Genomic DNA, 23435 nt, shown 5'->3' with positions numbered 1-23435 from the left:
CGTCGTCGGGAAGCTGTTCAGCCTGATCATTTCCGGCTTTTCATAGGCCATGGAAATCTACCCATTGCCAGAGTACGAGGCATTTGGGGGCATATCTGAGGGCATGCTATGGATGGTTTGAAAAGGATGCCCCCAGGTCTAAAACAGGCGGACACCATCGACCTTAATTCTGGCGTTCAGTAGGCGTATCTACCGTTTGCTCAGGTAACGCCTACGTAGATACCTGCGCGGACGCACACCCCCTTACTTCGCCAACACGCCCCTATCGCCTGACTTCAACCTTGTAAAACAAATTCTCAACCATAAGTCGGCGCCGATCAGAGGTAACGGCATCTTGAATCTGGCTCACCAATCGCACGTAGTACTTGCACTCTTTTTGTGTGCCCAAATCGGACACCGGCTTGGCCGCTTGAGAAAAGCTTTCATACGTACGCGTGGTATTGGCCATCAGTTCTGTAATACCTGGCAACGCCATCGCATCCTCCTGACGCGCTGGCGGCCATGCGGGTTCGAATGAGAGATTGTTTTCACTCAGTTTTACCGTGAGAAACATCTCCGCTTTACCGGTGACTTCATTCACCCAACACGGCGGAAGGTCACCTCCCCGGCCCTTATTCAAGCGGTTCTGCAAGAACTGAACCTGGCCTCGTAAGTCTTTATTGGCCTTCTGTAATTCAATTGGACTCGTACCGCTTTTTTCCGCCTGTGCGATGGCAACGGCGTGCTTGATCGCCTCTTGGAGCTGGTCCTTCGTTTGGTCGACGTTTGTCCCGAATGCAGCCGCTAGCATGTCGTCCTGAGCCTTGAGCGCCGCGACGCGTTTCACCACATCCGTAGGCTGTACGTCGCTTTCATCAGCAGGATCGACGACCAGCTTTTTTAGCTGCTCAAACGACATCATCGTTTCTAAAATGAGCTGTTTGGCGTCGGCGCCTTTTTTCTGCCCAGCAACCTCTATCAAGGCCTTTTCGATTGCCGCGAGTGCAGTCAGCTCCTGATCTTTTTGGGTCATGAGTACTTTCAAGCGATCCAGCTCTGCAGTTGCTTTCGATGCGTCCACCAGCTTGCTGATGATCTCATCGGGCTTACGCACGCCTAACGCAGTCATCCGCGCTTTCAGTGCCTCGGCCGCCTTGTTGATCGCATTCTCACGTACATCCAGATCCTGGAAGGCCAACATTTTTTCATTCAACGCCTGATTTTTATGGGTTAACTTAAAAATCTGGTACCCCATCAGCAGCAGCAATATGAAGCAGACGATGATAAAGATCTCGGTAAGCGAGAGCTGAAACACTTGATCATTCTTTCCGCTCATCAGGCGGATCTCGCTTCAGCCAGGCTCTCTGGCTCAACGTAGTGAGTGGATGAGCCCTGCTCTACCGCAGTGAGATCATCAATCTTGTTAATCAGCGCATCCAACTGGCTGTGAGCGGCTTGGACTGAACGATTACTCTCCTCCATCCTCGCTGCAACCCCCTGGTGTTTCTCGTTACTTTCAACCAGAGCCCGAACCAGCGGCGCCAAACTCTGCTCAAGACTCTCCGCCAAAATCTCCCGATTGGTTTGACTGACTTCGCGCACACCTTTCAGAGCATCGGCGATGTCCCTGCCCAGGCGCTCTACAGTATCGGCGCTTTCAATACGGATATTCAAAGCATCCAGCTTATCTGCAATGCGTTCTACCGATTGCTGACGAACCTTGATTTCGTTGAGGTAATCCTCTTGCTGGTCGTCCAGCGAGTCCAGGTACTCTTTCTGTACGCGCTCAACACTTTCCATAACCTCTTTGCTCTGTAGTCTCATCGCATCCACCAGGCGCTCCTGGCTCGTCACAATGGCACCGACGGCTACCAGGTTCTCATCGAGTGTTTGAGTCTTAGCATTCAAGCTACGAATGGCGGTGGTGACTTGACGCGTAGCGGTTTTAACATCTTCTGCCAAGGACGCAACGCCTTCATTCACGCTGTCCGTTGTGCCTGCCAATGTTTCGATTGAACCACCCAGTTTGCGGGTGAACAGGTCATCAGGAAAGATCATTTGCTCCACACGATCACGTGCCATCGTGCCAAAATCCAATGCGTTATCTTCCATCTGCCGTAGCGTAATCGCGCTCTTTTCGGTCAGCTCATTGATCGTGCTCAACAAGTTGTCGCTGGATTGCCGGGTGTTTTCAAGTATCAGAGCAAAGGCTTCATTGCTCTGCTGCGTAGCATTGGCAAAGTAAGCGTCGGTGGCACTGATGTTGTGTTCGTAAAGTGCCTTGACCTGCTCCTTCACACTCTGCGCTGCTTCGCGAGAAGCGACGTCTACCTTGTCCCGGAAGACTTCAAGCTGTTGAAAAGTGTTGTCAAAGGAGATAGCCAGGTTTTCGGCCGCGTGAATCGCACGTTCTTCGACACTTCGGACCGCATCATTAGCGTCGATACGAAACCCTGTGTGAATAATCCGCGCCAGCATACCCAACGCGGTACTAACCATCGCCGCACCGAATCGCGTTGCCATACCATTCAGGTTGTCACCCATGCTCTCAATGTCGAGCAAGCAGATAATGATGCTGGCGACAGTGAACAGGAAGCCCAAGTAGTAAACCGAATCGGCAAACTTAGCTACGGTGAGTTGCTTGTCCCATTTTTCTCGAACGAGATAGCCGACAATCCAATATGCAATCATTACCGCCAGAGGAAAGACCAACCCTAGCCAAAAGGGGTCATTTAACTTCAGGCTGGCGACGGACAAACTGATTTTCAGCAGCACCGCGAGCGCAAAGTAGGTGCTGACGCGCTTGATCGATTTATTGACGTCCACTTATAGCCCCTCGACCCGGGAAAAACCTTCCACAGATACGCCGTTATCTTGAAAGTATTGCTCCCAGAACATGGAGAGCTTGGTGTTCTGTAGGGCTTTCTGATCAGCTGCCAGCAGGTTGATGGCTACACTGCTGCCTTGCAGGCCCGGTGCCACTGCATTTTGCCCATAAGCGGTCTTACGAAAATCCGCGTACGGCGGCAGGTTGGCCTTATACATGCTGAACTCCGGCATGTTCGCCAGCATGTCAGAGTAAATCACCAGCCTGCGCTCGCCCGACACATGCGCGCGCTCAAACCCATTGATGCCAACTAGCTGCAGCATCTGGAAAATGGGGGAGTTCTTGCTACGTTCTTCGAGCGAGATTTTGTGCACGATGTCGTCAAACGGCTTTACGAATTTCTGGTTGAAGTCGCGCTCGACAAATTTCTTGTTGCTCATCTGCTGATTCCTGTCCTTCCACTGACCAGGATTGCAGCGCTCAAATAACGGCTTCTCATTGCTCTTAAAATCTTCACCGAGAAGAAACACGGAGAGCAGGTAGCCTTCGGGGAGTTCCTCATTGACCATCGTTTTAAGCCGTTGGCCTAAAGCGATTTTCTGAGTAAACGGGAAAGGTGAGGTGTTATCAATAAGCACCACGTATTGCCCTTTGGGACCTGTGGACGGGCAAAGCGTCTCCTTATCGAAGGTTTCACGCGTGGCATTGAAATAAAACATCAAGGCAGCCGCAGCTACAGCGACACCACCAACCAGCAACCCGAAAGTTTTACCGGAAAGCCCTTTTTTCTGGGCATAAATTGCCATCATGCTCTCCCTAAAACGATTTGCTGCAGCGGCTGTACTTGATCGTATTTCTGATTAAACGACGATTGAATTCGCGCCCTTATCGTCTCCAGGCTGGCGATCATTTCGTTCATTAAGCGTTCCTGCTCAGCGAGCTTGATCTCATCCTTCTCGGTGCCGAAGTCAGGCATGGTGACCTCAACAAATGTCACCGGCTCGTCGAAATAGGCCGGCGGCGGATTATCGCGAGGGCGGGCCATTTCGTTTTCAATCCGATACTTACGGACCAAGTTAGTGAGCGTTTCGTCGGCCAGTACCATCCGCTCATCCACGACTTTCTTGATGACCGTTTTCTGGCTCATGCTGCGCTTGAAATTCTGGATGGCTGCCGCTGCACGATCAACGTTCTGATCGATCAGGAGCAGGGATTCAAGCTTGCGCTGTTCCAGCACATGCCGCAGCGCCTCAATAGCAAAGACATAGCGGCGTTGAGCGTCTTCGTAAGCCAGGTAAACCCTCGCGTACCCTGGATAACGATCAGTCCAGGTGTAGCCCTTATAGACTGCTGCCACTCCAAAAATGACCGTCAGCGCAAATAAGCCGCATGAGCTGATGTCCTGAAATGGAAGGATCGAATCATGTAAATAAGCACGAATCAACTCGACAGCTGATTGCGATTCATCTTCAAGTTGAGGCAGGACAAAACGGAAATAGGCAGTTCCTAAGCCAACAGTGACCATGCTGAGAACAGCCGCACTGAACGCAAAATAGCCTGCGAACATCCGGGACGGTTTGACATGGTTTTTATAGGCGCTGGCTCTGCCCAGAAAGAAGCATACAAGCACGTTGAGCGCTGACAGCATTAATGCGGTGACAAACCCACCCACATATCCGCTGGCCATACCCTCAGAAAACAAAAAGGCGTTTCCAAAGCCTTCGGCCACCGTCATCGCAAACAGCAAGCCACCGCTCTTCCATTTGGCATCCCCATCAGCAGCATCAGCAGTCCTGTGCTGCAACTTGTTTTGCTCACGAAAGGTTTCGAGCGCATGGGCCTTGTCTTCGGCGGCTTGCTGAAGCTCCGTCAACTCGCCATCCATTTTGGAAATGTCCTGATCGGCGTTTCGCTCAAACTCCTCGCCAAGTGCGATAGTGCGTTTGATGTCGCGGGTCACGTCAATGGAGTCCAAGCGGTTGTCGGCGCTTTTTAGGGATCGCTCACCGTACTTGAGTATCTGTTCACGCATTCCGCCCAATTTGCCCCGAATGCTGTGCTCGACATCTGAAAGCTGCGTCGCAGTACTGGAGGGGACTCCGGCAGCTCCGCGAAGCCGCGCCAGCTCGACGACGCGCAGCTCTTTTTGGATTTTCTCAGGATCAATTTTCGGCAATACATCGCTATCAGGCTCATCCTTCCGACTAAATAGTTGGACAATGAAAGCCAAGAGCTTTCGAAAGAAACTCATTTATAGAACCGCAAAAGGTTAGACATTGGGGGGTATGCAGAGATAGATGAGCACTAGGCTGGCGCCAAATTAGGCGCACAGAAATAGGCAGCGTGTCGCGGCCATCCCTGCGCCGGCATCGAGTGATGGCTAAATAATGCCAATGCGCACAGGTAAGGGCAACAAGTCAGTACAAAATTGTATTATTTTGGACAAATGGTCAGCGCCGCGATTGGCACATTGGGATAGCCACCCTAGCGTGGCTACCCAAAGATGCAGGAACATACTATGTCGCAAGGCGTGTTTGAGGTTCGCTTCCGATCCAACATTCGTGACTTCGGATCAGAGCTGGTGTTAGCCAAGGAATGAAGCGTCAACGGTAGCGGCGACGCTCACTGTGTGTACCAAGGCGATATCCCAACCCAATCAGGTGAGTTTAATGCTCAAATCAATACCAAGCCTTGGTCATCCGGCAACACCCACGTCTTCGGCGGCACAGGACCCTAGGTGCTTGAAGCACACGGCAGCATTGATTATGGGAGTCGCCCGTTCCTCCCGATCTTCAGCGGCGACTGCTGCCCGCATGACCGTGGTGTAACTGAGCTACGTTCTGATCGATGCGGCCTTGGATCGTGCGCAAGGTGTCTCGAGTAATAACCTGTGGGTATAGGTTCTCGGCGATGCTTGCAAGCGGCTCGCCACATCGCAAATGCCGTCAATCATTCTGCCGGCAACGTCCGGGGGCACCTCGGCTTCCTCGGCAAGCCGAAACATTTGCGCGCGAGAAATCGACAGGGCTTCCCCCACCACATCCATCTGGTGATATCCACTCGGCCCGTCGCAGAAGGTCACGTTGAATCGCCCCGGATTCTCTAGACACCTTGCAAGCTCATTGCGTAACGCTTTTCAAACTCTACCGGTGACAGCTGATTGTTGAAACCATGGCGGCGTTTTACGTTGTAGAACATCTCGATGTAATCAAACACATCACTCCGAGCATCTTCCCGCGTGGTGTAGATTTTTCGCTTGATCCGTTCCCGTTTCAGAAGCTGGAAAAAACTCTCGGCCACGGCGTTGTCATGACAGTTGCCTCGGCGACTCATGCTGGCAACCAAATTGTTTGCCTTCAAAAAGCTGCGCCAATCGGAGCTGCTGTACTGGCTGCCTTGGTCGGAATGAACCATCACCTCTTGCTTCGGTTTACGCCTCCAAACCGCCATCAATAACGCATCAATGGCCAAATCACTGGTCATTTGCGACTTCATTGACCAGCCAATGACCTGACGAAAAAACAGATCCAGCACCACGGCCAAATACAGCCAGCCTTCATACGTACGAATGTAGGTGATGTCGGTGACCCAAACCTTGTTGGGTTCCACAACATCGAGACGCATCAGCCTCGCAACACGATGACGACCACAATCCTCACCGACCTCGCGCAGATCGTCATGAATTTTGCGATAGCCATAAACGCCGCCGCTCTCCAGCCACGAATGCTTGATCAAGCCCAGCAATCGCTGGTCGTCTTTAGCGCGTGCAGATTGCGGTTCAGACAGCCAGGCGTAATAACCGCTGGGATGGACTTTAAGCGTCAGGCAAAGCCGTCGAATCGAATAGTCGCCCGCGCGCTGCTTGATAAATGCGTACTTCAGCCGCACTCCTTGGCAAAGTACGCGGCGGCCTTTTTTAATATGTCTCGCTCTTCAGTGACGCGCTTGAGTTCCGCTGGCAGACGACGCAGTTCAGCATGCTGATCTTCATCCTGCTGCCGTTCTTCTTGAGGTTTGCTGTAGCGCCTTATCCAGGCATAGAGGCTATGCGTCGACACGCCAAGACGGGCCGCTACCTCAGCGACAGGCAGCTTCTTTTCGGTCACTTGATTGACTGCTTGAATTTTAAATTCTTCGGGGTAACGCGGGTTGCTCATAGCACCTCCTAATTGGCTTCAGTTTAAGGCAAAGAGGTGTCTACGAAACCCGGGGCGATTCACCCGATTAGCGTTGCGGCTATGCAGGTGGCCGCACCAAATCTTCAACTGCGCTTAGCATTACTAAACACGTGCTTCTCTGGTTCAAGGTCATCGCGCAATTTCTAAAAGAGGTTTCGTACGAGTGACTCTGCTGCATTACCTAACCTCTTTTTGCTCAATCGAAAAGCCATCGCGCTGGCTGGAACCTGGAAGATATCTGACACTGCATGTTTCACACTTACATACCTGGTAGGCGAAGGGCTCAAGCTCGGGCTTGAGCCCTCCATTGCGGTGGCGAGGGCGGTTGCGAAAGTTCGTATGAGCACGCTTACATCTGTGACCAGTATCCTAATAAATAACCTCCCTGCATCGCTTCATGCTGAGGCTCTCAAGCGGATATCAGGCGCTCCAGAGGTTGGAATGCTCTCCAGCCCTTATGTCACAGCAGGTTTCACCATACACGGCCTCCTATGACAGCGTTCACGGTTGCCGAGCGCATGCTTGTCGTTTGGAAGCATCCAGCCGTTAGACATCGGATACCAACGCCAACCGGGTACACTAGACACCGTCAAAAAAGAACGTATTTCCGGGACAGGCCACTAGTGAGAACTGGCTGTAACCGCGGCCTGCCATGGATATTTCAGAGTGTGTATAGGGTTACTTCAGGTCCTCAAGCAGATTGATCAGGCGGGAAAGTGTTTGCCTGCTGAACTCATGGCGAATATATTTCTGGAAGCGACAGTCGATCGACTCTAAGTGAGCTTCAAATGCCACAGAAACGTCGATCCAAAGAGGCAATTCGCCGATCAAGTTTTCTGCGTAGCTTTGCCTGTCAATAAAATGATTGAGTGCGTACCGCTCGAACAGAATGGTTGAAACGTCTTGCAGCGTGGCGTTTTTTGAGGACAGCAGTGCATTGGCTAAGTCTTCGGGGTTGAAAGTTGTAAAGAAATGCTTGTGCGCGTGCTTTTTATGAAGCTCATGCCGGACGTAGGGGATGTCGCCTTCTATCAATGCGTTGTAGAAATCGCGCTCGCGGGTTTGTATTAGCTCGGCGGCTCGGTCTTGCTGTGCACGCTCGTACACGACTTGATTGGCTTGGATCAACTGGCTTTTGATTTTGTTGAACATCTCGCTTTTCAGGTCAAGCCGTGAGCCGTAGTAACTGCTATCCGAAGTGAGGTGAGTTTTCCAGTATTCGGAGTTTTTGTGAGTCTCTGTGTACTCATTTGCAAAATTCGTGATCTGGCTGTTTCTGATGCTTATGATGTTTTTTTCAGCCAGGAAGCAAAGCAGCAGCAGTTTGTCTAGGTAAACGGGAAGTCGTTTTTCATGGTGGTTTGTAATGTCGTCAATGAGCTTTGGGAGCTCTGCGTTGAGCTGTGTATGTTCCAGCCTTTTAAAGTCGCTAAGCCTTTCCCAGTAATCTGGGGTATCGTCAGATGAGTCTCGGAAGTAATTAAGTTCCAATGTGCGCTCATTGAGATTCGCGGTGATATTCCTGAACAAGATGTCTGCCCAAAGCGCACCATCAAAGATGAGGCTGTGTTTAACGAAGTATTTTTTCTCGAGCCAAGACTCCTTGCCCTTGCTGTACAGCGTTTCGGAGCGAAGCTGCTCTTCTTTTAGGTTGCCTGAAAGTTGTTCCAGGCTAAGGGCAAAGTAGCTACGAATAAATATAGGAATAAACTGTGAGTTGTTTAGTATCCTGTTTTCTAAAGTGCGACTCAGAGGTTCGAAGCTCTCGATGGCGGATCGTATGTTTCGAATATTCTGCTGGCCGGAGGTCAGGTATACATCATGAACATGCTGGTGGTGATCGCGGAGTTGACTTGCAGAGGTTTTGCCCAGTAATTCTTGGACGATGGTGTCGCTGTCGTGGGTAATGTCAAATGTCTTGCCAATTACCTTTTCCTTGAAGGTTATATACGTTTCTTTTTCGGTCAGTTTTTCTTCGTTGGCAATGACGATCGTTTTGATCTTTGAAATTTCAACAGCATGGCTGATATAGCCAAGAATATCCTCGAGTGGTATGCGTGTTCGTTCAAGGTCATCCAGTATCAGGCAGATGTCATTGTCGTTTTTGAAAAGAAATTCCTGAAGACTGAAGCCATTCGCGCTGATCTTGAATTCGGTTTCTCGGTCGCCGTCTCCGAAAATATCAACTTTCAGAGTGGAGCTAAGTGCGCCTTTGACTGTTGCAGTCAATAGCCTGGCGGCTTTCGAACCGAGCACTGGATGAAGCTCCTGAAAGATGGATTCTTCAATGTCCGAGACTTTTGAAAGGCCAAAAAGGCTGACTTTTACGAGTGTGCGACCCTTGCCGGAACGATGTTCAATGTACTGGTTGATAAAGTGTGTTTTCCCACAACCCCACCTCCCTCTCAGTAGTACAGCGTAGTCGGGCTCCGAACGTTTCAGGTAAAGGTCCAGGTTTTGGGTGACGTGTCCGTTTGTCATACTCTCAACTTACAGATGTGATGATTTTTTTGGGGGGGGGGACAGCCTCAATGGCGTCGCAATTTAGTGTCCTGTCTAGGAAATACGTTCTCTCTTGGCTAGTGGCTTGGGTGTTCGGCCAGGGCGACACGACGAGTCATAGCAGGGCTATGGCGAGAAGTGGCGACGCTGGCCGGGCCCCCAAGAGGCCAACAAAATTGAACAGCTTATTTCCGAGACAGGATACTAGAAACTACAGGCCGATACATGAATGCATCAAGTGATGCGAGACGAGCCTGCCCTGTTTCGCTGGTTGATAGAGGTTTACAGACTGATGTCTAGGCTCTGTACGAAAAGTAATGTCGTAAACACCGCATAGCACAGCCAGCGAAACCATCGCCCCGTAAATTTTCGCGAGCTTGTCTAAGCACGTTACGATGCGGCGGTTCTCCTTTAGCCGGCCAAACATACGTTCGATGTTATTGCGCTGCCGGTACTTGGGACGGCCAAACAGCCTCGGCACCAGAAGAGACTCGGGTTGCTCTTACGGCAGTGGAATCAGTCATCCAGGTTTCCAGATCGTATAACCCTTGCCCGTTGAGCTTGCTGTGAAGGCGCTTAAGCATCGGCAGCCACGACCGTGATGACCTCAAACCTCGTCTTCGCAGCTATCACCTCATCTATTCACGTCAGCAAGCGAGCCCCCCCCTGGAATGGTCAAAAGCCCACGCCATATCGTGTTTTATCGCGTGGCAAGCGACGACGTGATTGAGGTCATCAGACTCCCTCATGACGCAATGGACGTGCATCGGCACTTGCCAAACGACTGGCCAGCGACCTAGCCAAAACGCTAACTGACCAGCGAAAGCAAAGGTAATACGCCTCCTCGCCTACGGTATCGACACATACCCATGCCCTTTTCTGAACGGCTAAGGATTTGCCAGATACGGGTTGTCTCTAGCATGAGGAGGCTCGCTGAATACCAGCCACCCCCCCCCAAAAAAAATCGCCATCCGCGATCGCTCGTCTAAGGCGCGCGAGTGGGGACAAAACTGGGGGCACATTTGAATTTTCTGCGCTTGAAAACACGGTGCTAGAGCCAAGTCAAAATGTTCTTCGGCGACCCGGACAGCCTATAAAGCAACAGCACCGCCGGGCATCACACCGAACTCGTCACTTCGCTCCGAATAGATTGCAATCGACCGGGAACCGGCTCATCGCTGGCGATCGGCCTTGGGCCTTGAATCGCGGCCAGCCGCCCGGTGCTCAGCGAGCTTTTTTTGCTCTTGTTTGAATTGCTGTTGCCAGCGGGCCAGCGCCTCAGCCCCGTCCGATGCCTGCACCGCCATTGGCACAGACACAATCATCCCGAAAAGCGTCCAGATAAGGAGTTGCTTCATTTCATCTCACCTTCGTTGTTTTAGCTGAAACGGGTTCGGATATCGGCACGCTGGTATTGGTCGAGCAACCCCGCCAAATCCCGGTAACAAGCAGCCAGGTCGCGGGCACCAAGGCGGATCAGTGATCTCGACGTACGCCGGGCCTGGGCCGCGCTGATCGCTGAATCGAAGGCATATCTGGCAATACGCCGATCGCCCGCTTGCACACACCTGGCGATTGACGAATCAGGCTCCAGGTCGCGTGTCTTGCGGTGCAGCAACCTTAACTGTCGACCCAGTTGAAGCGAGACGGCACCGGCCTCATCGGCGCCCGACAGCGCTTGCAGGGCAACCATCCGGTGCTGTTGCGTGGCCTGCCACTTCAGAAGATCCATGCGGTGCCCGTGACGCAGTAACCGGCGTGTGTCCTTGTGCAGCGCGGTCCTCAGGACGTCGGCGTGGCTGGCGGGTTTCCCCGGCAGCAACTGGAAGGCCAGCAGGCAGATAGCAGGCGTCACCATCCAGGCCAGGGCTTGATTCGCGAAGTCAGCGAAGTCGTATTGGGCGGTCCCGGCGGTGCCGACCAGGGTATTGAACGTAATTAGGTAGGCGACGCCTTGCAGGGCATGGCGCGGCCGGGTCGTGGCATGAATCCCGACCGCCCAGAACGCAACCAGCACCACCGTGAGCAACCCGAACCCGCTGATGTGCGGCAACAGCAGGAACTTGCACCCCGCCGCTGCCAGGATTGCGTAGAAGGTTCCCCTGGCAAGGCTCGCAATGCCTTGCTCGGGCGCCGCGCTGGTGGCCAACAAGGTGCAGAACGGACCCAGTACGGCCAGCAAGGTTGGCCCCTGGTCCCAGCCGGTGAGGTACCAGACAGCACCGGTCGCCAGCGTGGCCAGCAACGCTCGCACACCGTTACGCAGTGCAGCGCCGTAGTGTCGGTGAAACCCCACGGCGCGGGCCGGCGGCAGGGGCGCGCGCTCAAGGCAGGCAAAACTCGACAAGGCGCTGGCCAGTTCGGCCAATGGTTCATTCAGACGCCGCTGGCTCGCGCCTGGTTCAAGGCTGGCTTGCAGCTCCCGGACACGATCGGCCGCCACGCAAAACCCGGGCATGGCTTCAGCCAGCTGGCGCAACTGTGCGCCGATTCCAGCGTGCGAAGGTATCGCGCATTCGTCGAGCACCACGGCATGCAGATACGCAAGTCCTGCCTGCAGGGTCGCCAGCCTGGCGCGGATCAGCACCGACTCGCCCCGACCAATCCCGAGAAGGTCGTCCACTTTGCTGATATCGATGGCCAGCGGGTCCTGCGCACGCGCCGGCCCGCCGTCAAACCGCACGGCCAATAACCGCAGGGTGCGCGACGAGACGTCGCGAAGTGCCATGGTCAGTGTGCGCTCGACGGTCTTGCGGCTGAATAATGTGGCCACCAGGCTCAGGCTCAACACCCCCAGAACAACGGCCGTGCCCCGCCCGACGATATGTTCGAAACCTTGCTGTGGCGCGACGATGGCGGGCCCCAGGGCCAGGCAAACGGTGTAGCCGGCGACCACCGCCGCCGTGGCCTGGTAGTGCCGAAGCACGGTCATGGCGCCGACACAAAGGCCCAGCCATACCCCGATCCCGAGGATAAACAGCAGCATTTGCTGGGCGAACAGGCTGGTCAGGACCAATGCCACAGCCAACCCCACCAGGGTGCCCAGTGCCCGGTGGAAGCCCTTGCCAACCACTGCCCCCTGCAGCGGATGGATCAGCAACAACACGGTTGAGGCGGCCGAGAACGGCGAATCCAGGTGTAATTGGAACCCCAGCCACAGGGCCAATGAGGCCGCCAAAAGACTACGCAGCACATAGCCCGAGGTAGCAGCTTCCCATGCCCCCAGCATGCGCAGTGCACGGAGCATCACATGAACGCCTGAAGCCATTGCACCAGCCTCCAGCGCGGCGCCGTGCCCTCCTCGGCAACCTCGATGCTGGCGGTCATCCCCGCCGCCAACTCCACACCGGGCGGCACCTTGTCCAGTTCAATCCGCACGGGCACGCGCTGGGCCAGGCGTATCCAGCTGAACGTAGGCGCCACCTGGGGCAAACCACTGTTACTGCGCAGCTCGTTACCGTCGGCAATGCCCCGACCAATGCTCGCCACATGCCCTTCGAGCAGCGGTGAAAAACCCATCAGCTTGATGGACGTCACAGCCCCCACCCGAACACCAGCCAGCTTGGTCTCCTCGAAGTAACCGGTGACCCAGAAGCTATGGCTATCGACCACAAAGATATTGGTCTCGCCCGCTGCCGCGTAGTCACCCGGCTGCAGCCGCAACTGGGTCACATAGCCGTCGACCGGCGAACGAATCGTCGTGCGATCCAGATCCAGCCGCGCATGGGCCAGTTGGCTGCGGGCCGCATCCAGGCGCGCCCTGGCCACCGCCAGGTCCCGGGCTGCATTGTCGGTTTCCTCCCGCGCAATCGCATCGCCGAGCTGGTTGCGGCGTTTGAGCTGTGCACTGCGCTGCTCGAAAACACTGCGCGCCTCGGCAAGCTCGGCCGTGCGCTGTTGCTGGGCAAGCAAGTAGCTGCTGCGATCGATCTGGTACAGCAACGCGCCCTTGGCGACCCACTGGTTGTCACCCACCAGCAGGTGTTCGACCTGGCCGGACACCTCGGGGGCAATACGGATGACTTGCGCGCTGACACGCCCGTCCCGCGTCCAGGGGGCCAACTCATAGGCACGCCACAGTTGCGTGCAGAACAGCAATGCGGCCAGCCCGAGCACCAGGGTGACGAGGGTCTTGAGGATGTGTTTGATGATCATCGCGCTGCCCTCAAAAGCTCAGAACCAAGGTCGAGAGCACGATCAGCGACACAAAGAAACGCGCCAGGCTGGGGTGCCAGGCCCAATCCAGCCAGCGCCGCAGGGCCCGCTCCAGTAGCCCGTACACCAGGGCTGCAACGCCGACGTAGAGCAAGAACGGAGGAATGTAGAGGTGGGCAATCGTGATTTCGCTGAGCATCGGTTGAATCTCGCAGTCGGCAATCACCTTGATCGCCTTGATGAAGATGGTAGGGACTGCAAGGTCGTGCCGATATTGAGTATGCTGCCAGGATATAATCAATTTCAGACAATTGAGGCGGTGCAACATGGGCGAGATGAAGCTCCAGGGCGTTGATCAATTCGAACTGGACAGTTTTGATCAGCCCGCCGTCGCGTTGATGCTCGGCAGCCAGCGCAACGACACCGAATTCCCCGTGCACAGCCACCGCAAAGGCCAACTGGTGGTGGCATATCACGGCGGTATCGTGTGTACCGTAGAGGATGGCGTGTGGATGGTGCCGTCGGGCTTCGGCGTGTGGATTCCGGGCGGTATCGCCCACAGCAACCGGGTGACCGCCAACGGCAGGATCGGCTATCTGTTTGTCGAGCCCGGCGCCGCCGCGCTACCGGAAAAATGCTGCACGCTGGTGCTTTCGCCGCTGGCCCTGGCGTTGATCCTGCACCTGAGCGCCCAGCCCCAGGATTATCCGCCTGCCTCTGCCAATTCGCGCGTGGCGAGCGTGCTTCTTGAACAACTGGAACTGGCTCCCTCGGAGCAGTTGTACCTGCCGCTCCCCGCTGCTACGCAGTTGCGCTTCATCGCCCGCGGCCTGGCCCAGGACCCGTCAAACCGTTGCACCATGGCCCAGTGGGCACGCCAGGTGGCCATGAGCGAGCGCTCCCTGGCCCGCCTGGTCAAGAGCGAAACAGGCCTGACTTTTGGCCAATGGCGCAAACAATGGCAAATCATCGTGGCCTTGCAGAGCCTGGCCGAGGGCGAGTCGGTGCAACGAACCGCCGAGGCGCTGGGGTACGAGTCGGTCAGTTCCTTCATCAGCATGTTTCGCAAGACACTGGGCTCGTCGCCGGCGCGCTACATTCGCCGTACGGCAACGCGCTAGCCTCAAGGTGCCTCAATCACTGCCAACTGCTCCGCCAACAACCCCGGCAATCGCGCCTGCAAAAACCCGACCCACGTCCGCACCTTGGCATCCAGAAAGCGCCTTGATGGATACACCGCGAAAATGCTCCGCTCCCGTAGCCGATATCCGGGCAACAGCCGCACCAACGAGCCCTCGCGCAGCGCCGGGTTGGCGCTGAAGAACGGCAACAAGCTGATGCCCATTCCTTCCTGCGTCGCCTTGACCATCGCATCCGCGACATTGGTCCTGAAGGTGTCACCCGGCGAAATCGCAATCTCGCCCTCTTGCCCCTTGAACAACCACGCATCCTCCTGGAAATCCTGCAGATGCAACCGTCGATGCTGCATCAACTGCTGCGGATGCTCGGGCACGCCGTACCGGGCCAGATACCCCGGTGCCGCACAGGGCACACTGAACAACTGCCCGATCGTCTGGCTGACCAGCGCCGAATCCGGCAACGAATGGGCGATGGAGATCACTACGTCGTGGCCCTCTTCAAGCGGGTCCGGGTTGTGCTGGGACAGGGTCAACTCGATGGACACGTCCGGGTACTGCTCGCTGTAGCGGGCAATCAATGGTGTGATCAGCACGCCAAGCCCGCTCATGCAATGCAACCGCAACCGCCCACGCGGCTTGAGGTGGGCGCCGCTGGCTTCGGCGGTGGCGTCCCTCACGTCCTCAAGAATGTCGCGACAGCGCAACAGGAAACGCTCGCCCGAATCAGTAAGGCTCAGGCGCCGAGTGGTGCGCTGCAAAAGTCGGGTCTCAAGGTGTTTTTCCAGTTCGGCGATCAACCGCGACACGTGTGCGCCGGACATGTCCAAGGCCGCAGCCGCCGCAGCAAAGCTGCCTGTGTCGACAACTCGGGCGAACACCTGCATGCCATTGAGCAGATCCATCAGCGTTGCCCCTCGATTGCTACCTGATACGTACGAGTCATTCACCTGTTCCTGTCTTTATCCCGCTGCGGCAATCACTAAAATGAACCCTACTCACAGAAGGACTCATCATGAATATCAAATGGCTCGGCCTGATCCTGCTCATCACCGCTACCGGCACCCTGGCGGCCGGTAGCGCTGGAGCACCGGATATCCAGCACATCGTTTCAATCACACCCGTGCCCGGCAGTTGCCAGGTAGAACCGGCGACGATGGTTTACCTCGACAGCCAGGGCGTCAGCCACACCCTCAACTACCAGGTCATGGGCACGTGCCAGGGCGGGGTTTAAAGCAGCTTCCAGGTGTAACTGAGGATCAGCCGGTTCTCGTCGATGTCGCTGCGGTAGTTTGAACGGGCCATGACATTGCGCACCCGAATGCCCAGGCCGCTCAATGTGCCGCTTTGCACCACATAGCCGATATCCAGGTCGCGCTCGCGATCCTTGCCTTCATAACCCGCGCCGGTGGTCACGTTGTTGCCGGTGATATAACGCACGGTGGTGGTCAGCCCCGGAATGCCCAGCGCCACGAAGTCATAGTCGTACCGCACTTGCCAGGAGCGCTCGTCGGTGTAGGCAAACTCGTAGGTGGGTACTTCGTTGCCCAGCGGCGTGATGTTGGCGAAGACCCGCGGGAAGGCACTGTCGCCATACATGGCTTGATAACCGACGTAGAAGATATGGCCGCCATGCTTGGCCGACAGCAGCGAGAAAAACGCCTGGTTGTCGATCTTGCCGAGCAGTTTGTCGCCGTCTTCCCGGGCATCGTAGTAGCCGAGGTTGGCGCCGAGCGTCCACTCGCCCATTGGCTGGCTATGCTTGAGGCCGACAAAGTCCTGGCGGTAGATGTCCTTGAGTTGGCCATGCCAGTAGCTGACGCTGGTGCGGTTGGTGTTGAAGGCGTAGTCGCCGCCGACGTAGTTGAACCCATCACTTTCAGCGCCGCGTTGCGGCACATGGCCGAGCATGGCGATCATTTTCTCGTCGCCGGCTTCGTTGCGCAGGCGGGAGGTGGTCAAGTGCCCGGCCTGCAGCGCAAGGCCGGCGATTTCGCCGGAGCTGACACTCACGCCCTGATAGCTCGGCGGCAGCAAGCGGATATCGCTGAAGGCCAGCACCGGCAGGTTCGGTTGCAGTTCGCCGACCTTCAATTCGGTCCTGGAAAACCTGGCCTTGAAGGTCAGGCCCAAACGGCTGTAATCATTCGGGGCGCTGCCGTCGCCCTTGACCGGGAGCAGGCCGGTATTGGTGCGGTCCGGGCTGCTGTCGAGCTTGAGGCCGAGGGTGCCCAGGGCATCCAGGCCAAAGCCCACGGGCCCCGGGGTGTAGCCGGATTTATAGGTCAGGATAAAACCCTGGCCCCACTCCTCTGCCTTTGATTGCTTGTTGGCGCCGACGATGTCCGAGAAATCGCGGCTGAAGTAATAGTTGCGCGCCTGCAAGGTGGCGGTGGATTCCTCGAAAAACCCGCCTTCGGCCGCCGTCGCCGCAAGGGGCACGCCCAACAGGGATAGCCAGATACGTTGTGTGTTCATGTCGTTGCTCTTAGTTATTGTTATCGACAGTTACTGCGCCGGGGCGGCGATCACCTCCTGCCGGCCCCGACGTTCATTCAGCGCATACGCCGTCATTGCCAGCACGGCGATGGCCCCGGGGATGGCAAAGGCCATGAAGTTCAGGTGCAGCGGCAGTTCAATCCCCATCAGCGCGCCGCCCAGCAGCGGGCCGACGATGGCGCCGGTACGACCGATACCGGAAGCCCAGCCCAGGCCGGTGGCTCGAATGTTCAAGCCATAGAGTTGTGCGGCGCCGGCGTACAGCAGGATTTGCGTGCCGATGGTGGTGGCGCCGGCAAAAAAGATCAGCAGGTACAGGACCGGCATCGGGCTCTTGATACCCAGCAGGCTGATGGAGAGCAGCGCGGCGATAAAGAAACCGATCACCACCTTCACCAGGTTAAGCCGGTCACACAGCCAGCCACCGACAAGCGCCCCGGCGATGCCGCCAAAATTCAGCGCCAGCAGGAACGACAGGCTCGATCCCAGGCTGTAACCGGCACCCGCCATCAGTTTGGGCAGCCAGGAACTCAGGGCGTAGACCATCAACAGGCAGCAGAAAAACGCGATCCAGATCGCCGCCGTCCTCAAGGCCAGGCCGTGGCGGAACAACTCCAGCACCGAAGCGCCCTTGCCTTTACCGGCGCTGACGAGCAGTTGGTCTTGCGGGTCGATCCGGGTCTGCGGCGACAGGCGCTTCAGCAGCTCACGCGCCTGTTCATTGCGGCCCTGGCGAATCAGGAACCCGATGGACTCAGGCAGCCAGTACACAATCAAAGGCATCAGCAGCAGCGGGATCGCCGCGGCGAAGAACATGGACGACCAGCCAAAACGCGGCAGCATGAAAATCCCCACGCCGGCCGACAGCATGCCGCCCAGCGAGTACCCGCCAAACATCACCGCCATCAGGATGCTGCGCATTTTCTTCGGTGCGTATTCGGTAATCAGTGCGGCCGCATTGGGCATCAGGCCGCCACAGCCGAGCCCGGCAATAAACCGGCAGATTCCGAACTCAGTCGGGTTGCTGGCAAAACCGTTAATCACCGTGGCGACGCTGAACAAGGCAAAGCAGATGGCGATGCCTTTGCGGCGACCGAACTTGTCGGCCAGGCTGCCGAAGACTAGCGCGCCGAACATCATCCCGAACAGCGCATAACTGCCCAGAGCGCCGGCCTGCAGGGGCGATAGTCCCCATTCCTTCATGATCGACGGCAAGACCACGCCGTAGATGAACAAGTCATAACCGTCAAAGATCAACAGCACAGCACACAGGCTGACCACCAGCCAGTGGAAACGATTGAAATGGGCATTATCGATAATCGAATTGACGTCATGGGTACGCATGGCAGTGCTCTCATTATTGTTGTTGTGAGTAGTGTCTGCAGGTACGGCGCTGGGTCAGCCGAGGTCGCCGCCTCCTACCGGCAAGGTGACGCCCGTGATGTAGGAGGCCTCATCAGAGGCGAGAAACAGAATCGCGCCGGATTGTTCGTCGATGCTGCCGTAGCGCTTCATCGGGCTGCTGTCGAGGGTCTGGTCGACGATCTGCTGGTACCAGACGCGCTCCTGGTCGCTCTGGGGCTGGCTGTTGCGCGGGATCCGCCGCGGTGGCGCCTCGGTGCCACCGGGTGCGGTGGCGTTGACCCGAATGCCGCTGCCGGCGGTCTCCAGGGCCAGGCACGCGGTCAAGGCGTTGACGCCGCCCTTGGCCGCGCCATACGGCACACGGTTCACTCCGCGCGTGGCCACGGACGAGACATTGACGATGGCACCGCTGCCCTGCTCCAGCATGTAGGGCAATACGCAATGGCAGCACCACAGGGTCGGGAACAGCGAGCGGCGCACCTCGGCTTCGATTTCGTTATCGGCGTAGTGCTCGAAGGGCTTGGCCCAGATGGTCCCGCCGACGTTGTTGACCAGGATGTCGATACGCCCGAACCGTGCCTTGGCAGCGGCCATCACACGGGCACATTCGGCATGCTGCTCCAGGTCGGCGGTGAGGATCAGCGCCCGCTCATGCTGCAATTCATGCACGAGTTCCGAGCGATCGACGGCCACCAGCCAGGCGCCCTCTTCCAGCAAACGCTCGGCAACCCGCCGGCCGATGCCCTGGGCGGCGCCTGTCACCAGCGCAACCTGGGTGTTGAAACGTGGAGTCATGGGGGATTCCTCAGGCGGCGTCGCCGGTGACGATGGCGTTGGGGGTGAACTTCTCGTAGTGGAAGCTGGCGGGGGTGACGCCCTGGTTCTTGAAGTGCTGGCGTACCGCGTCGACCATCGGTGGCGGCCCGCACAGGTACACATCCACGTCGCCATCGTTCAGCACGTCAGCGGCCATGTGCTGGGTGACATACCCCTGCCGGGGGTGCGCGGTCTGGGGGTCAGCCACGCAGGTGACAAAACCGAAGTTGGGCAGGCGTTGGGCGAACGCCTCCAGCGCCTCGACCATCACCAGGTCCTGGTCCCGCGTCACGCCGTAGACCAGCGTGACCGGCCGGGTTTCCTCGCGCTCGGCCAACACTTCAAGCATCGACAGGAACGGCGCCAGCCCCGTACCACCTGCCAGCAACAGCAGTGGCCGCGCCACTTCGCGCAGGTAGAAACTGCCCAGCGGCCCGGTCATCGGCACCGCGTCGCCCGGCTGGGCACGCTCCAGCCAGCCACTCATCAACCCGCCGGGCACATGCTTGATCAGGAAGCTCGCGCGTTTGTCGCCGGGGCGACTGCTGAAGGAATACGCGCGGGTCTGCCCACTGTCGGGCACGCCGATATTCACGTATTGCCCCGGCAGGAACACCGGCGCCTGATCCAGTTCGAAGCTGACTTCCAACGCTGCATCGGCATGCCGGGTAATACTCGCCACCGTCGCGGCAAATTGCGCGGTGCCGGTCTTGCAGGCACCGGACGGCACCGGCACGGCAATCACGCAGTCCGACTGCGGCACCATCTGGCAGGTGAGCACCTGGCGCTCAGCGGCTTCATCCTCGCTCAGGGCGTCTTCGATGTAGTCGTCGCCCAAATCATAGGCGCCGGTTTCACAGCGGCATTTGCAGGTGCCGCACACACCGTCGGAGCAGTCCATGGGCAGGTTGATACGTTGGCGAAAGGCCGCGTCGAGGACCTTTTCACCCACCTTGCAGTCGATGAAACGGGTTACCCCGTCCTCGAAGTTCAGGGCAATGGAGTACGTCATGGGCGTGTCCTCAGATGTGGTAGATATCGATGACCTGATGGATGTAGTCGTTTTTCAGCACCACCTTCTTGCGCGTGATCAGCGGCTGTTCGGCGCGGATGTCGAGGCGATAGAACGAGGTACCGAAGTACGTATCCGTGGTCTTGTAGCGATGGCTGAGGGTTTGCCAGTTGAAACGCAACTCCACGTGCTGCCCGTCGTCGGCCAGCACTTCGAGGTTGGTGATCAGGTGCGCGGTGCGCGGCTCCGGGGTGCTGGCGCTGGAGCGCTCGGTCTTGATCCGGAACACCCGGTCTTCCAGGCCGTCGCGGCTGGGGTAATAGATCAGCGAGATTTCGCTCTGGGGGTCTTCGGTCAGCGTGTCGTGGTCGTCCCAGGCCGGCATCCAGTACTCGACCTTGGGTGAATAGCATTCGAGCCACTCATCCCACTGGCGGTCATCCAGCAGGCGGGCTTCGCGGTACAGAAAGTCCAGCAGGCGGTCACGGGAAGCACTCATGCCAGCACCTCCTTGTCCGTCGCGATCAAACCTTGCTGCTCCCGTTCGATAGCGCGTTGCAGGCTCTGGGCCCAGTGGGCGTGCTGGCGCACGAACAGGCCTTCGTCCTCGGTCTTGACGCCACTGAGCTGCGGATTCATGCCCATGGCCCGGGCGTTTTCGTCAGGGCCTTCGACCCACTGTTTGGCGCCGCGGCTGAGGTCATTCCACAAGGTGGTCGCGCCCTGGTAGCCGGTCTGGCAGGCGCGGAATTCTTCCAGGTCGTCCGGTGTACCCATGCCGCTGACGTTGAAGAAATCTTCGTACTGGCGGATGCGCGTGGTGCGTTCCTCGGCACTTTCGCCCTTGGGCGCCATGCAGTAGATCGTGACTTCGGTCTTGTCGACCGCGATTGGCCGTACCACGCGGATCTGCGTGGAGAACTGGTCCATCAGGTACACATTCGGGTAGAGGCACAGGTTGCGGGTTTGGTCGACGATAAAATCGGCGCGTTCCTGGCCCAGGCGCTCGGCCAGCGCCTCGCGATGGGCATGCACCGGACGCACTTCGGGGTTGAGCAGGCGCGTCCACAGCAGGATATGGCCATGCTCGTAGGCGTACACGCCGCCCAGGCTTTTCGACCAGCCATTGGCATCCACGGTGCGCGTGCCTTCGGCTTCGTAATTGCGCCGGCCCATGGTCGCCGAGTAGTTCCAGTGCACGGAGCTGACGTGATAACCGTCGGCGCCGTTTTCGATCTGCAGCTTCCAGTTGCCGTCATACACATATGACGAACTGCCCCGCAGCACCTCCAGCCCCAGCGGGGCCTGGTCGACCATCTGGTCGATGATCACCCGGGTCTCACCCAGGTAGTCGCTCAGCTCCGGCACCGTCTCGCTGAGGCTGCCGAACAGGAAGCCGCGATAGTTTTCGAAGCGGCCAAGGCGTTTCAAGTCGTGGGAGCCGTCACAGTCGAAGCTGTCGGGGTAGGCGCCGGTCTTGGCGTCCTTCACTTTGAGCAGCTTGCCGGCGTTGCTGAAGGTCCAGCCGTGGAAAGGGCAGGTAAACGAGCCTTTGTTGCCTTGTTTACGGCGGCAGAGCATCGCGCCACGGTGGGCGCAGGCGTTGACCAGGCCGTGCAGCGTGCCGTGTTTGTCACGGGTGATGACCACGGGCTGGCGGCCGATCCAGGTGGTGAAGTAGTCGTTGATCTCCGGCACCTGGCTTTCGTGTGCCAGGTAGACCCAACCGCCTTCGAAAATGTGCTTCATTTCCAGGGCAAACAGGTCGGGGTCGGTAAAGATGTCGCGGCGGCAGCGGAACACCCCAGTGGCGGGATCTTCCTGGACGGAGTCGCGCAATTGTCGGGCGAGTCGGTCGAATGTGCTGATCATGGGGTAGGCCCTCGGTTGTTCTTGTATCAGGCCCCCCCACCTTATGTGCTTGCCCTACCCCTCAATATCCGCTGACTGCAATTCGTTATCCGCCTGGCGCGAGCCGGCGCTTCCACGTTTGCGAAGGCAGCTCGCCAAAGCGTTTGCGATAGGCCTCGGAGAACCGCCCCAAATGCACAAACCCATGATCCAGCGCCACCTCCGTCACGCTGCGCGCCGTGGCCAGTTGCAGCATGGCGTGCACCCGCTCCAGCTTGCGCTGGCGCATGTAGTCACGGGGTGACAGGCCGACCTGGCGTTCAAACAAGGTATACAACGAACGCTCGCTGACCCTGGCGATGGCCATCAGTTGTTCGACGCTGATGTCGTCGGCCAGGTGCTCCTCGATGAACTGACGCACGGCTTCAAAGCCCCCACCCTGATCCGGTCGCGGAATCACCCGCAGGACGTTGCTGGCCAGCAGCGCCAACAGCTTGTTCGCCACAATGCGCTCGTACAGGCCCTGCACTTCGGGTTCGGCGGCGTTTTCGGCCTCATGGCAGATCAGCCCCAGCAATTGCAGGAACCCACCCATTTCGGCAAGTGCGTGGCGCGGAGCCGCAAAACGGATGCCCGGCTGCGGCAACGTCCAGTGCTGCTCAAGGCAGGCGTTTTCCAGCAGGCGCACGGGCACCTTGACGATGAATTTTTCGCAGTCGGCGGAATAGGTCAGGTCTACCGGGTCATCCGGGTTGATCAGCAGCACTTCGCCGGGGCCCAACACCTGTTCTTCGCCACGGGAGCTCGAGCGGCAGTGGCCGTGCAGCAGGATCTGCAGGTGGTAGATGGTTTCCAGCGCCACCGAGGTCACCCGCACCGGCGCGCCGTAGCTGATGCGGCACAGGTCCAGGCTGGAAAAGGTCCGGTGGCTGATGCTCGCCTGCGGGCGGCCCTTGGGCGGCAGGCGGATGCAGTGGCTGCCGACATGCTGGTTGACGTAGTCGGACACGGCATAGGCATCTGCACGGTCGAAAATCTGGCTGCGCTCACTCAATAGCACGGTCATGGTTGCGCCTTTTATTGTTATGGGCCCTGCGTATGTACTTCACCGCAGA

Annotated in this window: 20 protein-coding genes and 3 pseudogenes; 3 read left to right on the top strand and 20 right to left on the bottom strand. The window is 57.5% G+C overall.

What is annotated here, in order from left to right; translation table 11 throughout:
- Positions 1-262: 262 nt before the first annotated feature.
- The 8 genes and pseudogenes from HX786_RS25945 to HX786_RS32400 all read right to left on the bottom strand — a co-directional run.
- Positions 263-1315, bottom strand: a complete 1053-nt coding sequence (locus tag HX786_RS25945) for a hypothetical protein (RefSeq protein WP_008433803.1) — start codon at positions 1313-1315, stop codon at positions 263-265.
- The gene (locus HX786_RS25940; RefSeq protein ID WP_008433805.1) at positions 1315-2805 is read right to left on the bottom strand and encodes a hypothetical protein; all 1491 of its coding nucleotides are present in this window, start codon (positions 2803-2805) and stop codon (positions 1315-1317) included. Before HX786_RS25940 ends, HX786_RS25945 begins: the two co-directional genes overlap by 1 nt.
- Positions 2806-3612, bottom strand: a complete 807-nt coding sequence (locus HX786_RS25935; RefSeq protein WP_008433807.1) for a hypothetical protein — start codon at positions 3610-3612, stop codon at positions 2806-2808.
- Positions 3612-5057 (bottom strand): hypothetical protein, encoded by a 1446-nt coding sequence (locus HX786_RS25930; RefSeq protein ID WP_178912788.1) that lies wholly within the window; start codon positions 5055-5057, stop codon positions 3612-3614. Before HX786_RS25930 ends, HX786_RS25935 begins: the two co-directional genes overlap by 1 nt.
- Before the next feature lie 541 nt (positions 5058-5598).
- Positions 5599-5894 (bottom strand): annotated as a pseudogene (locus HX786_RS32015) (type II toxin-antitoxin system HipA family toxin); the annotation flags it as partial.
- A 14-nt stretch (positions 5895-5908) separates the two neighbouring features.
- Positions 5909-6963 (bottom strand): IS3 family transposase gene (locus tag HX786_RS25925; protein ID WP_178912787.1). Its coding sequence is split into 2 segments (ribosomal slippage): positions 5909-6717 and positions 6717-6963, totalling 1056 coding nucleotides; the frame shifts between segments, so codons are not numbered across the junction.
- Positions 6964-7662: 699 nt separating this feature from the next.
- Entirely contained in the window at positions 7663-9465 is a 1803-nt protein-coding gene (locus tag HX786_RS25920; RefSeq protein WP_178912786.1) for a P-loop NTPase fold protein, read from the bottom strand.
- Positions 9466-9782: 317 nt separating this feature from the next.
- Positions 9783-9967 (bottom strand): annotated as a pseudogene (locus tag HX786_RS32400) (IS5/IS1182 family transposase); the annotation flags it as partial.
- Between the two features lie 101 nt (positions 9968-10068).
- On the opposite strand from HX786_RS32400, the pseudogene HX786_RS32210 reads away from it, so the two are divergent.
- Positions 10069-10286, top strand: a pseudogene (locus HX786_RS32210) (type II toxin-antitoxin system RelE/ParE family toxin); the annotation flags it as partial.
- 372 nt (positions 10287-10658) lie between these two features.
- On the opposite strand, the gene HX786_RS25910 reads toward HX786_RS32210, so the two are convergent.
- The 4 genes from HX786_RS25910 to HX786_RS32395 are packed head-to-tail and all read right to left on the bottom strand — an operon-like array spanning position 10659 to position 13840.
- Positions 10659-10844 carry a hypothetical protein gene (locus tag HX786_RS25910; protein ID WP_134326668.1) on the bottom strand — a complete coding sequence of 62 codons (186 nt, stop codon included), beginning with the start codon at positions 10842-10844 and terminating at the stop codon, positions 10659-10661.
- Between the two features lie 20 nt (positions 10845-10864).
- Entirely contained in the window at positions 10865-12733 is a 1869-nt protein-coding gene (locus tag HX786_RS25905; protein ID WP_178912784.1) for an FUSC family protein, read from the bottom strand.
- Positions 12733-13641, bottom strand: a complete 909-nt coding sequence (locus HX786_RS25900) for an HlyD family secretion protein (protein ID WP_177020820.1) — start codon at positions 13639-13641, stop codon at positions 12733-12735. Before HX786_RS25900 ends, HX786_RS25905 begins: the two co-directional genes overlap by 1 nt.
- Before the next feature lie 10 nt (positions 13642-13651).
- On the bottom strand, positions 13652-13840 hold the full coding sequence (locus HX786_RS32395; protein ID WP_032899212.1) for a DUF1656 domain-containing protein: 189 nt from the start codon (positions 13838-13840) through the stop codon (positions 13652-13654).
- Between the two features lie 127 nt (positions 13841-13967).
- On the opposite strand from HX786_RS32395, the gene HX786_RS25890 reads away from it, so the two are divergent.
- Positions 13968-14762: a helix-turn-helix domain-containing protein gene (locus HX786_RS25890; RefSeq protein WP_178912782.1), complete on the top strand. Its 795-nt coding sequence runs from the start codon at positions 13968-13970 to the stop codon at positions 14760-14762.
- Positions 14763-14764: 2 nt separating this feature from the next.
- On the opposite strand, the gene HX786_RS25885 is transcribed toward HX786_RS25890, so the two are convergent.
- Positions 14765-15682, bottom strand: coding sequence for a LysR family transcriptional regulator (locus HX786_RS25885; protein WP_178912781.1), 918 nt, complete (start codon positions 15680-15682; stop codon positions 14765-14767).
- A gap of 110 nt (positions 15683-15792) precedes the next feature.
- Between HX786_RS25885 and HX786_RS25880 the strand changes: the two genes are divergently transcribed.
- On the top strand, positions 15793-16011 hold the full coding sequence (locus HX786_RS25880; protein ID WP_178912780.1) for a DUF2790 domain-containing protein: 219 nt from the start codon (positions 15793-15795) through the stop codon (positions 16009-16011).
- On the opposite strand, the gene HX786_RS25875 is transcribed toward HX786_RS25880, so the two are convergent.
- The 7 genes from HX786_RS25875 to HX786_RS25845 form a co-directional block, all read right to left on the bottom strand.
- Positions 16008-17255: an OprD family porin gene (locus HX786_RS25875; protein WP_178912779.1), complete on the bottom strand. Its 1248-nt coding sequence runs from the start codon at positions 17253-17255 to the stop codon at positions 16008-16010. The two genes, HX786_RS25880 and HX786_RS25875, sit on opposite strands and share 4 nt — an antisense overlap.
- A gap of 30 nt (positions 17256-17285) precedes the next feature.
- Positions 17286-18620: an MFS transporter gene (locus HX786_RS25870; protein WP_102369133.1), complete on the bottom strand. Its 1335-nt coding sequence runs from the start codon at positions 18618-18620 to the stop codon at positions 17286-17288.
- 54 nt (positions 18621-18674) lie between these two features.
- Positions 18675-19436, bottom strand: a complete 762-nt coding sequence (locus HX786_RS25865) for a 1,6-dihydroxycyclohexa-2,4-diene-1-carboxylate dehydrogenase (protein ID WP_178912778.1) — start codon at positions 19434-19436, stop codon at positions 18675-18677.
- Positions 19437-19446: 10 nt separating this feature from the next.
- On the bottom strand, positions 19447-20469 hold the full coding sequence (gene benC, locus HX786_RS25860; RefSeq protein ID WP_003210837.1) for a benzoate 1,2-dioxygenase electron transfer component BenC: 1023 nt from the start codon (positions 20467-20469) through the stop codon (positions 19447-19449).
- Between the two features lie 10 nt (positions 20470-20479).
- Entirely contained in the window at positions 20480-20968 is a 489-nt protein-coding gene (gene benB / locus HX786_RS25855) for a benzoate 1,2-dioxygenase small subunit (protein WP_008433833.1), read from the bottom strand.
- Positions 20965-22341: a Rieske 2Fe-2S domain-containing protein gene (locus tag HX786_RS25850; protein ID WP_003210841.1), complete on the bottom strand. Its 1377-nt coding sequence runs from the start codon at positions 22339-22341 to the stop codon at positions 20965-20967. Before HX786_RS25850 ends, benB begins: the two co-directional genes overlap by 4 nt.
- Before the next feature lie 85 nt (positions 22342-22426).
- Positions 22427-23386, bottom strand: coding sequence for an AraC family transcriptional regulator (locus HX786_RS25845; protein ID WP_008433834.1), 960 nt, complete (start codon positions 23384-23386; stop codon positions 22427-22429).
- Positions 23387-23435 lie beyond the last annotated feature (49 nt).

This window comes from Pseudomonas sp. 21615526 (genome assembly GCF_013386245.1).
Classification (GTDB): Bacteria; Pseudomonadota; Gammaproteobacteria; order Pseudomonadales; family Pseudomonadaceae; genus Aquipseudomonas.
Note: the sequence above shows the minus strand (reverse complement) of the source record. Positions and strands in the feature narration are given on the sequence as shown.

Excerpts from the sequence above, each read along its gene's own strand:
- HX786_RS25850 (WP_003210841.1), bottom strand. The coding sequence starts at position 22,341 with ATGATCAGCACATTCGACCGACTCGCCCGACAATTGCGCGACTCCGTC.
- HX786_RS32395 (WP_032899212.1), bottom strand. The coding sequence starts at position 13,840 with ATGCTCAGCGAAATCACGATTGCCCACCTCTACATTCCTCCGTTCTTG.
- HX786_RS25935 (WP_008433807.1), bottom strand. The coding sequence starts at position 3,612 with ATGGCAATTTATGCCCAGAAAAAAGGGCTTTCCGGTAAAACTTTCGGG.
- HX786_RS25910 (WP_134326668.1), bottom strand. The coding sequence starts at position 10,844 with ATGAAGCAACTCCTTATCTGGACGCTTTTCGGGATGATTGTGTCTGTG.
- HX786_RS25875 (WP_178912779.1), bottom strand. The coding sequence starts at position 17,255 with ATGAACACACAACGTATCTGGCTATCCCTGTTGGGCGTGCCCCTTGCG.
- benB (WP_008433833.1), bottom strand. The coding sequence starts at position 20,968 with ATGAGTGCTTCCCGTGACCGCCTGCTGGACTTTCTGTACCGCGAAGCC.
- HX786_RS25900 (WP_177020820.1), bottom strand. The coding sequence starts at position 13,641 with ATGATCATCAAACACATCCTCAAGACCCTCGTCACCCTGGTGCTCGGG.
- HX786_RS25870 (WP_102369133.1), bottom strand. The coding sequence starts at position 18,620 with ATGCGTACCCATGACGTCAATTCGATTATCGATAATGCCCATTTCAAT.
- HX786_RS25885 (WP_178912781.1), bottom strand. The coding sequence starts at position 15,682 with ATGGATCTGCTCAATGGCATGCAGGTGTTCGCCCGAGTTGTCGACACA.
- HX786_RS25920 (WP_178912786.1), bottom strand. The coding sequence starts at position 9,465 with ATGACAAACGGACACGTCACCCAAAACCTGGACCTTTACCTGAAACGT.
- HX786_RS25880 (WP_178912780.1), top strand. The coding sequence starts at position 15,793 with ATGAATATCAAATGGCTCGGCCTGATCCTGCTCATCACCGCTACCGGC.
- HX786_RS25945 (WP_008433803.1), bottom strand. The coding sequence starts at position 1,315 with ATGAGCGGAAAGAATGATCAAGTGTTTCAGCTCTCGCTTACCGAGATC.
- HX786_RS25930 (WP_178912788.1), bottom strand. The coding sequence starts at position 5,057 with ATGAGTTTCTTTCGAAAGCTCTTGGCTTTCATTGTCCAACTATTTAGT.
- HX786_RS25905 (WP_178912784.1), bottom strand. The coding sequence starts at position 12,733 with ATGCTCCGTGCACTGCGCATGCTGGGGGCATGGGAAGCTGCTACCTCG.
- HX786_RS25845 (WP_008433834.1), bottom strand. The coding sequence starts at position 23,386 with ATGACCGTGCTATTGAGTGAGCGCAGCCAGATTTTCGACCGTGCAGAT.
- HX786_RS25865 (WP_178912778.1), bottom strand. The coding sequence starts at position 19,436 with ATGACTCCACGTTTCAACACCCAGGTTGCGCTGGTGACAGGCGCCGCC.
- benC (WP_003210837.1), bottom strand. The coding sequence starts at position 20,469 with ATGACGTACTCCATTGCCCTGAACTTCGAGGACGGGGTAACCCGTTTC.
- HX786_RS25890 (WP_178912782.1), top strand. The coding sequence starts at position 13,968 with ATGGGCGAGATGAAGCTCCAGGGCGTTGATCAATTCGAACTGGACAGT.